The following is a 12,180-nucleotide window of genomic DNA, read 5'->3' on the forward strand; positions in this document are numbered from 1 at the left end:
GGGCAGACGGGAGTTTGACGACAGGGCCTAGCGTGTGCTCATGAATGCTTCACGACAGGGCCGCCGGCGTCTGGTGGTCATCGGTGGTGACGCGGCGGGCATGTCCGCCGCGTCGCAGGCACGCCGTCTCAGGAGCGCCGAGGAGTTGGAGATCATCGCCTTCGAGCGAGGGCGTTTCACGTCGTACTCCGCGTGCGGGATTCCGTACTGGGTGTCCGGCACCGTGCCGGAGGGCAAGGCCCTGGTGGCACGCTCGCCCGAGGAGCACCGTGCCCGGGAGATCGACGTACGGCTGCGGACCGAGGTGGTCGAGCTCGATCCGGCGGGCGGCCGGGTGCGCAGCCGTGACCATGCGTCGGGGACCGAGACGTGGACCGGCTACGACGACCTGGTGATCGCCACCGGTGCCCGGCCCGAACGCCCGCCGTTGCCGGGCATGGACGCACCCGGGGTGTACGGCGTGCAGACCCTGGACGACGGGCAGGCGCTGCTCGACGGCCTGCACCATGCACCGGGCAGGCGCGCGGTGGTGGTCGGCGCCGGTTACATCGGCCTGGAGATGGCCGAGGCGCTGCTCAAACGCGGCTACGAGGTGACCGTCGTCAACCGTTCCGACGCCCCGATGTCCACCCTCGACCCCGACATGGGCCGCCTGGTGCACAAGGCGATGACCGGTATGGGCATCCGGGTGCGCAACGACGAGGAGGTCACCGGGATCCGCACCGGCGACGACGGCCGGGCCCGCGCGGTGGTCACCGAGGACGCCGAGTACCCGGCGGACATCGTGGTCCTCGGCATCGGCGTGCGCCCCGAGACGTCGCTCGCCCGCGAGGCCGGCCTGCCGCTGGGCGAGCACGGTGGGCTCCGCACGGATCTGGCGATGCGGGTGCGCGGTCACGACAACGTCTGGGCGGGCGGCGACTGCGTCGAGGTGCTGGACCTGGTCGGCGGCCGCGAACGGCACATCGCGCTGGGCACCCACGCCAACAAGCAGGGCCAGGTGATCGGCACGAACGTGGGGGGCGGTTACGCGACGTTCCCGGGTGTCGTCGGCACCGCCGTCAGCAAGATCTGCGACCTGGAGATCGCCCGGACGGGACTGCGCGAGAAGGACGCGCGGGCGGTCGGCCGCCAGTACGTGACGGCCACCATCGAGTCCACCAACCGCGCCGGGTACTACCCGGAGGCCGGCCGGATGACGGTGAAGATGCTGGCCGAGCGCCGTACCGGACGACTGCTGGGCACCCAGATCGTCGGCCGGGAGGGCTCGGCGAAGCGCGTGGACATCGCCGCCGTCGCCCTCACGGCGGGACTGACGGTCGAGCAGATGACCGCGCTCGACCTGGGGTACGCCCCGCCGTTCTCCCCCGTGTGGGACCCGATCCTGGTGGCGGCCCGCAAGGCGGTGCGTGCGGTACAGGAGCGCACCGGCTGAGCCATCCGTTCGCGGCCGGTTGCCTCGCGTCCCCCGCGGTCTCGCCCTCTCGTACGGGGAGGTCTCGGGTCTCGTGCGGGGGACGCGGCCCGGCGCCTACACCGCCGTCTCGCTGTGGACGAAGTCCACCAGCCGCGTCAGCGCGTCGGGGTCCGTCGACGGCAGCACGCCGTGCCCCAGGTTGAAGACATGCCCCTCGAGGCCCCGTGCGGCGCTGAGCACCTCAGCGGCCTTCTCCCGGACGACCCGCTCGGGCGCGAACAGTACGGCCGGGTCCAGATTGCCCTGGAGCGCCTTGCCGGGGCCCACCCGGCGTGCCGCCTCGTCCAGCGGCACGCGCCAGTCGACACCGACGACGTCCGCCCCGGCCTGCCCGAGCAGCCCGAGCAGTTCACCGGTGCCGGCGCCGAAGTGGATGCGCGGCACGCCGTAGCCGGCCACCGCGGCGAGGACCTTCGCGGAGGCGGGCAGCACATGGCTCAGGTAGTCGGCCGGCGCCAGCGCGCCCACCCAGGAGTCGAAGAGCTGCACCGCCGACGCGCCCGCCTCGATCTGCACCTTCAGGAAGGTCGCGGCGATCTCCGCGAGGCGGTCCAGCAGGTCCGCCCAGAGCTGCGGGTCGCCGTACATGAGGGCCTTGGTCCGCTCGTGGTTGCGGGACGGGCCGCCCTCGATCAGATAGCTGGCCAGCGTGAACGGCGCACCGGCGAACCCGATGAGAGGGGTCGCTCCCAGCTCGGCGGTGAGCAGGCCAATGGCCTCGGTGACGTAGGAGACGTCGTCGGGCGTGAGGTCACGCAGCCGCGCCAGGTCGGCGCGGGTACGGATCGGCTCGTCCACGACCGGGCCGACGCCTGGCTTGATGTCGAGCCCGATACCGATCGCCTTGAGCGGTACGACGATGTCGCTGAAGTAGACCGCCGCGTCCACGCCGTGCCGGCGCACCGGCTGGAGCGTGATCTCGGCGATCAGGTCGGGCCGCGTGCACGACTCCAGCATCGGGACGCCCTCGCGCACCTTGTGGTACTCCGGCAGGGAGCGCCCGGCCTGCCGCATGAACCAGACCGGGGTGTGCGGCACGGGCTCGCGCCGGCACGCCTTCAGGAACGCCGACTGCGACAACTCTTCGCTGATCGACGCGGCGGCGGCCGAGCCCCCGGCGCCCCTCGCGCCCCCCGTCCCCTCGGCGCCGGTGCCCGGACTGTGCCGGACGTCGAAGACGGCGTGGGGGTGCGTCGCCGAGCCGGGCTGCGGGCCCTCTTCGAGGCCGGCCTCCGTGCGACGCGTGCGAAGGGTCGAGGACATGTCGTAGGCACTCACAGGGCAAAGTCTCGCACGGTCCATGGGCACGATCCGGACAGCCCGCGCGCCACCCGGTGTTCCTCCCTGCGCCGGGCGCCCGTTCCCCTTACTCTTCCCCGCATGGCTGCGGCTCAGGGACGACTGTCGGACGGCGCCGACGGCGCCAACGGGACGGACGACGGCACGGGGCGGATCCCACGCAATACGGGGGACCAGACCCCGGCGTGCTTCCAGGCCGCCGTGGACGCGCTGCTGTCGGCGCGGCTGCGCCCCGGCATCGAACTGGAACCGGTGCGGCCACCGCGCCGGCTCGCCCCGTACGCGTACGCATTGGAGGCCGCGGTCGTCGACGACGACGAGGACATGGCGGACGGACGCCTGGTGCTGTTGCACGACCCGGGTGGGCACGAAGGCTGGCAGGGCGCGTTCCGGCTGGTCACGCTGGTACGCGCGGAGCTGGAACCGGAGATGGCGGCGGATCCGCTGCTCCCGGAGGTGTGCTGGTCCTGGCTGACCGGCGCCCTTCAGGACCGCGGGATCGCGTTCGGCGAACCGAGCGGCACCGTGACACGGGCGAGTTCCCAGCACTTCGGGGGGCTCGCGGACCGGCCGGCGACCTGCCAGATCGAGATCCGCGCGTCATGGACACCACGTGAGGGACCGGACTCCGTACCGGACACGGCATCCCATCTGGGCGCCTGGTGCGAGCTGCTCTGCCAGGTGGCGGGGTTGCCGCCGGTGGTCCCGGGCGACCCGTCGGTGGTGTCGCTACCGCAGCGGAGGGGACCGCGGCCCTCCTAGGGACGCGTCTCTCCTCGGATTCTCGCCTCGGAGTTCTCTTCGCCGCGGAGTTCTCTTCGCCGCGCTCCTGGGTGCCTCCCGGATGAGAGGCACTTCTCAGGCGTGCTCCGCACAGCACGTCCAAGGAGGCGTCCCAAGATCGATCCGGGCCGATCCCAACCGGTCCACGTCGATCCCAACCGATCACAGCCCGCCACCCGCGGCCCGGCGTCATCGACGCGACGGCCGAGGCGGTGCAGCACGACACCGAGCGCTTCAGGACGGCGACGTGCGCTGCCGGGCGATGCGGGGCGCCTTCGCGCCATGCCGGGCCATACACAGCCATGCCGAATACGGGCACTTTCGAGCTCGCAGCGACCTGGTTCGATCTCTGGATGATCGACCGCGTGTCCGAATCGCACGAATTATTACTCACCAAATCGTGATCATTCCCTAAAGGCAGACGGGTGGGCTGCCGAAGACGTCTGTGACCTTGAAATCACATTCCCTCCGGTTTCAACCCCGAGCCGGCCGAAGTCCGCACCCCAGGAGGCCTGGTGTCCGTTCTCCTTGAGCAGCCCGCAAGCCTGGTCGCCTACCGCCCGAACAAGCCGACCGCCATGGTGGTCGTAGCCGACCCGCGTGTCCGCTCCACCGTCACCCGCCACCTGTGGGCGCTCGGCGTGCGCGATGTCATCGAGGCGTCGTCGATCGCGGAGGCACGACCCCGTATCGGCAATCCACGCGACATCTGCGTCGCCGACGTCCATCTGCCCGACGGCAGCGGCCTGACGCTGCTGTCCGAGACCCGAGCCGCAGGCTGGCCCAACGGCCTCGCCCTGTCCGCCGCCGACGACATCGGCGCCGTACGCAACGCCCTCGCAGGCGGCGTGAAGGGCTACGTCGTCACCGGCACCCGCACCAACGTGGGCCTGCCCATCCGCCCCGGAGCCGCCCCCCTGGGCGCCGCGGCGGCCCGTATGCACCGCCGCCCCCCGGGCGCCCCGAGCCACCCGGGCGGCTACCGCGAGCTTTCGGGCCGCGAAGTGGAAGTGCTGCGGCTGGTGGCGGAGGGCCAGTCGAACAAGGCCATCGGTGTCTCCATGGGCCTGTCGGCGCTGACCGTCAAAAGCCACCTCGCCCGTATCGCGCGCAAGCTCGGCACCGGCGACCGGGCCGGCATGGTCGCGGTGGCGCTACGCACCGGCATCATCCACTGACAGCCCGGCAGCCCGGGGCCCCGGCGGCACCCCATCGGAGCCCCGGGCGCCCCGACCCCCGGCCACGACCCCCTCAACCGAGCGCTACGCGCGCAGACGGTTACGGCGGCGGGCGACGGGCATCCACGGATACCCTTGACAGGTGACCGACGCCCAAGAAACCGCAGCCGACCATCCTCTGCGCACCCCCGGAAGCCAGCGGCAGCAGCCGCCGGCACCGCAGCCTCCGGAGAACGGCGTCGCTGTCGAAGGGCCCACCCCCCTGCTGGAGCCGCGCGACGGAATCCCGCCGGTGATCGCCGACGCCGATGCGCTGGCCGAGGTGGTCGCGGGTTTCGCCGCGGGCACCGGCCCCGTCGCCGTGGACGCCGAGCGCGCCTCCGGCTACCGCTACGGGCAGCGCGCCTATCTGGTGCAGCTGCGCCGCGCCGGCGCCGGTAGCGCCCTGATCGACCCGGTGGCCTGCCCTGATCTGTCCGCGCTCGGCGAGGTGATCACCGGCGCCGAGTGGGTGCTGCACGCCGCGACACAGGACCTGCCGTGCCTGCGCGAGATAGGCCTGGTGCCCACCCGGATCTTCGACACCGAGCTGGCCGGCCGGCTCGCCGGCTACCCCCGGGTGGGCCTCGGCGCGATGGTGGAGAACGTGCTCGGCTTCGTCCTGGAGAAGGGCCACTCCGCGGTCGACTGGTCCACCCGCCCGCTGCCCGAGCCATGGCTGCGCTACGCGGCGCTCGACGTGGAGCTGCTGGTCGATCTGCGTGACGCGCTGGAGAAGGAGCTGGACCGGCAGGGCAAGCTGGACTGGGCACGGCAGGACTTCGCGGCGATCGCCGCCGCGCCCCCGACCCCACCGCGCAAGGACCCCTGGCGACGCACCTCCGGCATGCACAAGGTGCGCCGGCGGCGCCAGATGGCAGTGGTTCGGGAGCTGTGGCAGACCCGCGACCGGATCGCGCAGCGGCGTGACATCTCGCCGGGCAAGGTGCTCGGTGACGCGGCGATCGTCGAGGCGGCACTGGCCCTGCCGACGAACACGGCGGCCCTGGCCCAGCTGTCCGGTTTCGGCCGAGTGGGGCGGCGCCAGCTCGAACACTGGCAGAGCGCCGTCGACCGGGCGAAGGCCCTGCCGGAATCGGCCCTGCCCGGCCCCGGACAGTCGACCGCCGGCCCCCCGCCGCCACGTGCCTGGGCGGACAAGGACCCGGCCGCCGCAGCCCGGCTGTCCGCCGCCCGTGCCGGTGTCTCCGCGCTCGCCGAGCGGCTGAACATGCCGCAGGAGAACCTGATCTCCCCCGACGCGGTACGCCGAGTGTGCTGGGAGCCGCCCACCCCCCTCACCCCCGAGTCGATCGGTACGGCCCTCGCCGGCCACGGTGCACGCGCCTGGCAAATAGAGCAGGTCACTCCCCTGCTGGTCAGCGCGCTGTCCCAGTAACCCGACGCCTTGCGGCCACCCCTCGATGGCGCCGAGGCGGCGAAAGGGGGCGCGGGGAACTGCGCGACCAGCCACGACCCGACCTTGCGGGTCGCCACCGCCCCAAAGGGGCTGTTCCTGCCGCATCCGGACCACCGACCGGCGGTGGGGTGCCCGCGCAGTTCCCCGCGCCCCTTGAGGGCGCACCGTGCAGGCCTGGGGCACCCCGATGTGACCCACGCCGCCCCCCGCAGCCCCTTACCCGTATGGTTACTCGTAAGTAGCATCGACTGGGCCGCGCACAGCGCACCCGCGGCCGTGTCACGCGTCTGGAGGAGAGCCATCGTGCCTCGTACCGTCAGGGACGTCGTCTTCGTCGACGGCGTCCGCACCCCGTTCGGCAAGGCAGGCCCGAAGGGCATCTATCACGAGACCCGGGCCGACGACCTCGTGGTGAAATCCATCCGGGAGCTGCTGCGGCGCAACGCCGCCCTCGACCCGGCCAGGATCGACGAGGTGGCCGTCGCCGCCACCACCCAGATCGGCGACCAGGGCCTCACCATCGGCCGGACCGCCGCGATCCTCGCGGGCATCCCGGAGTCCGTGCCCGGTTACTCCATCGACCGCATGTGTGCCGGCGCGCTGACCGCCGTCACCACCACGGCAGGTTCCATCGCCTTCGGTGCGTACGACGTCGCCGTGGCGGGCGGTGTGGAGCACATGGGCCGGCATCCGATGGGTGAGGGCGTCGACCCCAACCCGCGGTTCGTGAGCGAGAAGCTCGTCGACGAGTCCGCCCTGTTCATGGGCATGACCGCGGAGAACCTGCACGACCGCCTCCCGCACCTGACCAAGGAGCGCACCGACGCCTACGCCGTGCGCTCCCAGGAGAGGGCGGCGAAGGCGTACGCGAACGGCCAGATCCAGCAGGACCTGGTGCCGATCTCGGTGCGCCGCACGAGCCCTGAGGGCGGGGAGACGGGCTGGGGCCTGGCCACCGCCGACGAGCCGATGCGCCCGGGCACCACCCTGGAGGGCCTGGCGACCCTGAAGACGCCGTTCCGTGTGCACGGCCGCGTCACCGCCGGGAACTCCGCCGGGCTCAACGACGGCGCCACCGCCTCCCTCGTCGCCTCCGAGGACTTCGCGCGCGCCAACGGCCTGCCGGTCAAGATGCGCCTGGTCGGCTACGCCTTCGCGGGCGTCGAGCCCGAGGTGATGGGCTACGGCCCGATCCCGGCCACCGAGAAGGCGCTCGCCAGGACCGGCCTGGACATCTCCGACATCGGCCTCTTCGAGATCAACGAGGCCTTCGCGGTGCAGGTCCTGGCCTTCCTGGACCACTACGGCATCGCCGACGACGACCCGCGGGTCAACCAGTACGGCGGCGCCATCGCCTTCGGCCACCCGCTGGCCTCCTCCGGCGTGCGGCTGATGACCCAGCTCGCCCGCCAGTTCGAGGAGCAGCCGCAGGTCCGCTACGGCCTGACCACCATGTGCGTCGGCTTCGGCATGGGCGCCACGGTCATCTGGGAGAACCCGCACTTCACCGACGCCGGAGGCACCAAGTGAGCACCACCACCGCCGAGCTGCTGAAGGGCGCAGCGGAGCTGTTCCCCGACGAGGTGGTCACCCAGGCGCACGTACGCCACCTCGACCTCCCCAAGGGCGCTGGTCGCTTCGCGCTGATCACGCTCGACAACGGCTTCGACCACACCAAGCCCACCACGTTCGGACCGCAGTCCCTGGCGAACCTGAACGTGGCGCTCGACCAGGTAGAGAAGGAGGCGGCGGACGGCGACATCGTCGGCGTCGGCGTCACCGGCAAGCCGTTCATCTTCGCCGTCGGCGCCGACCTCAAGGGCGTCGAGCTGCTGAAGAACCACGCGGACGCGCTGGCCATCGGCAAGGGCGGCCACGACGTCTTCAAGCGGCTCGCCCATCTCGCGGTGCCCACCTTCGCGTACTACAACGGCGCGGCCATGGGCGGCGGCGTCGAGGTCGGCCTGCACTGCACCTACCGCACGGTCTCCCGGGCACTGCCGGCCTTCTCGCTGCCCGAGGTCTTCCTCGGCCTGGTGCCGGGTTGGGGCGGCTGCACGCTGCTGCCGAACCTGATCGGCGCCGAGCGTGCCGTCTCGGTGATCATCGAGAACTCCCTGAACCAGAACCGGCAGCTCAAGGGCGAGCAGGTGCACGAGCTCGGCATCGCCGACGCGCTCTTCGACGGCGCCGACTTCCTGGAGCAGTCGCTGCTGTGGACGGCGTCCGTGCTCAACGGCGAGACCGCGGTGGTACGCGCCGAGCTGGACCGCGGGGAGACCTGGGACCGGGCCGTCGAGCACGGCCGGGCGATCGCCGACAGCAAGGTGCACGGCGCCGCGCCGGCCGCGTACCGGGCGCTGGACATCATCGCCTCGGTCAAGGACGGCGACCTCCAGCAGGGCTACGACGCCGAGGACCGGGCCCTCGCCGACCTGATCATGAGCGGTGAGCTGCGGTCCGGCATCTACGCCTTCAACCTGGTGCAGAAGCGCGGCAAGCGCCCCGCCGGCGCCCCGGACAAGAGCCTGGCGCGCCCGGTCAGCAAGGTCGGTGTGGTCGGCGCCGGGCTGATGGCCTCGCAGCTGGCACTGCTCTTCCTGCGCCGCCTCGAGGTGCCGGTGGTGCTCACCGACATCGACCAGGAGCGCATCGACAAGGGCGTGGCGTACGTGCACGCCGAGATCGACAAGCTACTCCTCAAGGGCCGTGTCAACCAGGACAAGGCCAACCGTCTCAAGGCCCTGGTCACCGGCGTGCTCGACAAGGCCGAGGGCTTCGGCGACGCGGACTTCGTCATCGAGGCCGTGTTCGAGGAGATGGGCGTCAAGCAGCAGGTGTTCGCCGAGGTGGAGGCGGTGGCGCCGGAGCACGCCATTCTCGCCACCAACACCTCCTCGCTCTCGGTCTCCGAGATGGCGGCCAAGCTGAAGCACCCCGAGCGGGTGGTCGGCTTCCACTTCTTCAACCCGGTCGCGATCCTTCCGCTGCTGGAGATCGTCCGCGGCGAGCAGACCGACGACGCGGCGCTGGCCACCGCGTTCGCCGTCGCCAAGAAGCTGAAGAAGACCGCGGTCCTAGTGAAGGACGCGCCCGCGTTCGTCGTCAACCGCATCCTCACCCGCTTCATGGGCGAGATCCAGAACGTGATCGACGAGGGCACCCCGGTGGACGTCGCCGAGCGCGCCGTCGAGCCGCTGGGGCTGCCGATGTCGCCGCTGGTGCTGCTGGAACTGGTCGGTCCCGCGATCGGACTGCATGTCTCCGAGACGCTGCACGGCGCGTTCCCCGACCGGTTCAAGGTGTCCCCGAACCTGAAGGCGGTCGTGGACGCCGGAAAGCGCGGCTTCTACGTGCACGACAGCGGTAAGCCGGAGCTGGACCCGGAGGTCGCGGCGCTGCTGCGGCAGGGTGACACCGCGCTGACCGAGGAGCAGACCCGGGCCCGGGTGCTGGACGCGGTCGCCGAGGAGATCCGGCTGATGCTCGACGACGGTGTGGTCGCCGAGGCCCAGGACATCGACCTGTGCCTGATCACCGGCGCCGGATGGCCCTTCCACCTGGGTGGCATCACCCCGTACCTGGACCGCGAGGGCGTCAGCGAACGGGTGAACGGCAAGCGGTTCCTGGACCTGGGTGTGGCCAGCGTCCCCGCGTGACGCGGCCGCTCTACCGGAACGCATGCGGGCCGTGCCGAAGACCACTACGGTCTCCGGCACGGCCCGCCGCGTTCCTCCACCGCAGGTCGGGCAGCACACCACCACCGCCGGGCCGTCCGAGCCCCGGCGCACGAAGGAGGCCGGTGACCGTGACGGCGCCGCAGACCGTGCTCATCGTCGACGCCGCCAATGTGGTGGGCTCCGTGCCCGACGGCTGGTGGCGCGACCGCCGGGGCGCCGCCGAGCGCCTGCGGGACCGTCTGGTGCCGCACGCCGAGCAGGGCATCCCCGGCCGACCGGAGCCGATGGACGTGGTCCTGGTCGTGGAGGGCGCGGCGCGCGGGGTGGCGTCGGTGCCGGGTGTGCGGGTGGACGAGGCGCCGGGCAGCGGCGACGACCGGATCGTGGAGCTGGCCGCCGAGGCGGCGGCCGCGGGGCGCCCCTGCGTGGTGGCCACGGCCGACCGGGAGCTGCGGCGGCGGGTCGCCGAGCACGGCGCCGAGGTCGTGGGGCCGCGCGCGGTGTACGGGGGCGACCGGCGGTAGGTCCGCGGGTCCTTCCGACGGACCCGTCCTCGGTGGGCGGGGCCCTCGCACCCGGGTGCGCCGTTCGACCGGCTACACCGGGTCGGTGACGCGGTGCAGTCGGTGCTCGTGACGGCCCGGGGCCCTGAGGGACTCGGCGAGCGTTGCGAAGGACACCCCGAGGGGCGGGGCCGGACGGCGCGGGGCGGTGGGCTGCGGGAGGCCACCGGTGGCCGGGCGGTCGGTCAAGGGCAGTCGCGGGTGATGACGAGGTCGGTGAGCTCCTGGAGGTTGTCGGCGACGATGTCGGGCCGGGGGCCGAGGGGGCTGAGCACGGCTCCGGGACGTTGCAGGAACGCCGCCTTGCAGCCGGCGTGCAGGGCGCCCGTCACGTCCCAGGAGTGGGCGGCGACCAGCCGCACGTCGCCCGGGTCGACGTCGAACGCGGTGGCGACCGCCAGGTACGGTTCGGGCGCCGGCTTGAGCCTGCGGACGGCGTCGGCCGACATCACACGGTCGAAGAGGTCCCGGATTCCGGCGTTGCGCAGTTGCCGCTCCGCCACGCCCTGGACGGAGTTCGTCAGGGCCACCATGCGCAGGGGGGTGGCTTTCAGCCGCGCCAGGGCCGTGGGCACCTCGGGATGGGGCGGCAGCGAACTCATCAGGGCCACCGTCGTCTCGACCTGCTCGTCGTTCAGCCGCACGCCCTCACGTTGGGCGAGCATGCGGAGGGCCGCTCGCTGGGCGTCGGTGAAGTTGACGTAGGAACCGGTCAGGCCCCCGGTGAAGGACAGTTGCAGCATCTGGGCGAACCACTGCGCTCGGTGCGTCGCGGTGCCGAAGAGCGCTTCGAAGGTCGGGTCGAGTGCGCTCAGGTCCAGCAGGGTCTCGTTGACGTCGAAAGCCAGTACTCGGGCCATGGCGGGCAATCCGTTCCAGGTCGGGGGACAGCGTGGGGCGGGTGCGCATCGGGCGCGTGGCAGTCGGGTGCCGCGGTGCCGTCAGCGGGAGTCGTGGACGTCCCAGACCTGGCCGGTGGCGTCACCGGCGAGCCGGTCCAGGAGGGCACGCGCCGAGTCGTCGGAGCTGATCAGCCCGCCCTCCTCGTGGTTGCGCACGAAGCGCGTGTAGGTGGCCCCGTCGAGGCGTCCTCGTCCGGTACGGCGGATCCATGCCTGCATGGCGGTGTCCACGGTTCCGGGCCGGTAGACGTTGACGGTCACGCCGGTCCCTGCCACCTCGGTGGCGAGGTTGAGCGAGTGGGCTTCCAGGGCGGCCTTGGTGGCCGCGTAGGCGTTGCCGCCGATCATCGTGCCGGGGCGGGCGACGATGCCGCTGGAGACGTTGACGATGCGGCCCCATCCTGCTCCGGTCATCCCGGGCAGCAGCGCCGCGGACAGCGCAGCAGGGGTGATCACGTTGAGAGTGAACGCCGCGTGCCAGGCGTCGGGCTTCATGTCGGTGCTGGGGCCGAGCGGTTCGACGGTGGCCGCGTTGTTGACGAGGAGGTCAGGACTGCCGAGCTCCGCGGTCACCCGGTGCACGACGTCCGGCACCGTGCCGGCATCGCCCAGGTCGGCGGGGACGGCGACCGCGCTGCCCCCGCCGGACGTGATGAGCTCGACGGTGCGGGAGAGCTCGTCCTCGCTGCGTGCGACGCACGCCACCCGCACACCGGACTCGGCGAGGGCGGTGGCGAGGGCACGTCCGATGCCCCGGCCCGCCCCCGTGACCAGGGCGACCTTGCCGTTCAGGGACACGTACTGCTCCGTTCGGAAGAAGATGAGCGCCAGGACGCCGG

At 72.1% G+C, this 12,180-nt stretch carries 10 protein-coding genes; 7 read left to right on the forward strand and 3 right to left on the reverse strand.

The features are described from left to right. Window positions 1-40 precede the first annotated feature (40 nt). Complete coding sequence (locus NQO67_RS42285) at window positions 41-1,435, forward strand: FAD-dependent oxidoreductase (RefSeq protein WP_255955951.1); 1,395 nt, start codon at window positions 41-43, stop codon at window positions 1,433-1,435. 96 nt (window positions 1,436-1,531) lie between these two features. On the opposite strand, the gene hemE is transcribed toward NQO67_RS42285, so the two are convergent. Next, entirely contained in the window at window positions 1,532-2,755 is a 1,224-nt protein-coding gene (gene hemE, locus NQO67_RS42290; protein WP_255955952.1) for a uroporphyrinogen decarboxylase, read from the reverse strand. A gap of 102 nt (window positions 2,756-2,857) precedes the next feature. Here hemE and NQO67_RS42295 point away from each other — a divergent pair, with 102 nt between their 5' ends. The 6 genes from NQO67_RS42295 to NQO67_RS42320 all read left to right on the forward strand — a co-directional run bounded on the left by NQO67_RS42295 (window position 2,858) and on the right by NQO67_RS42320 (window position 10,400). Continuing rightward, complete coding sequence (locus NQO67_RS42295; RefSeq protein ID WP_255955953.1) at window positions 2,858-3,538, forward strand: DUF3000 domain-containing protein; 681 nt, start codon at window positions 2,858-2,860, stop codon at window positions 3,536-3,538. A 536-nt stretch (window positions 3,539-4,074) separates the two neighbouring features. After that, window positions 4,075-4,737 (forward strand): LuxR C-terminal-related transcriptional regulator, encoded by a 663-nt coding sequence (locus NQO67_RS42300; protein WP_255955955.1) that lies wholly within the window; start codon window positions 4,075-4,077, stop codon window positions 4,735-4,737. 142 nt (window positions 4,738-4,879) lie between these two features. Further along, window positions 4,880-6,175: a ribonuclease D gene (locus NQO67_RS42305; RefSeq protein ID WP_255955956.1), complete on the forward strand. Its 1,296-nt coding sequence runs from the start codon at window positions 4,880-4,882 to the stop codon at window positions 6,173-6,175. 324 nt (window positions 6,176-6,499) lie between these two features. After that, the gene (locus tag NQO67_RS42310; protein WP_255955957.1) at window positions 6,500-7,726 is read left to right on the forward strand and encodes a thiolase family protein; all 1,227 of its coding nucleotides are present in this window, start codon (window positions 6,500-6,502) and stop codon (window positions 7,724-7,726) included. Then, window positions 7,723-9,855, forward strand: coding sequence for a 3-hydroxyacyl-CoA dehydrogenase NAD-binding domain-containing protein (locus NQO67_RS42315; protein ID WP_255955958.1), 2,133 nt, complete (start codon window positions 7,723-7,725; stop codon window positions 9,853-9,855). The genes NQO67_RS42310 and NQO67_RS42315 overlap by 4 nt, the downstream gene beginning before the upstream one ends. Before the next feature lie 149 nt (window positions 9,856-10,004). Further along, entirely contained in the window at window positions 10,005-10,400 is a 396-nt protein-coding gene (locus NQO67_RS42320; protein ID WP_255955959.1) for an NTP pyrophosphohydrolase, read from the forward strand. A 224-nt stretch (window positions 10,401-10,624) separates the two neighbouring features. On the opposite strand, the gene NQO67_RS42325 is transcribed toward NQO67_RS42320, so the two are convergent. Further along, the gene (locus NQO67_RS42325; RefSeq protein WP_255955960.1) at window positions 10,625-11,299 is read right to left on the reverse strand and encodes a haloacid dehalogenase type II; all 675 of its coding nucleotides are present in this window, start codon (window positions 11,297-11,299) and stop codon (window positions 10,625-10,627) included. Between the two features lie 81 nt (window positions 11,300-11,380). Next, complete coding sequence (locus tag NQO67_RS42330; protein ID WP_255955961.1) at window positions 11,381-12,139, reverse strand: SDR family NAD(P)-dependent oxidoreductase; 759 nt, start codon at window positions 12,137-12,139, stop codon at window positions 11,381-11,383. Window positions 12,140-12,180 lie beyond the last annotated feature (41 nt).

It is taken from the genome of Streptomyces odontomachi, from assembly GCF_024435355.1.
Lineage (GTDB): Bacteria > Actinomycetota > Actinomycetes > Streptomycetales > Streptomycetaceae > Streptomyces > Streptomyces odontomachi.

Bases quoted from the DNA above. Each gene is read 5' to 3' on its own strand.
- NQO67_RS42285 (WP_255955951.1), top strand. From the start codon at position 41: ATGAATGCTTCACGACAGGGCCGCCGGCGTCTGGTGGTCATCGGTGGT.
- NQO67_RS42295 (WP_255955953.1), top strand. From the start codon at position 2,858: ATGGCTGCGGCTCAGGGACGACTGTCGGACGGCGCCGACGGCGCCAAC.
- NQO67_RS42325 (WP_255955960.1), bottom strand. From the start codon at position 11,299: ATGGCCCGAGTACTGGCTTTCGACGTCAACGAGACCCTGCTGGACCTG.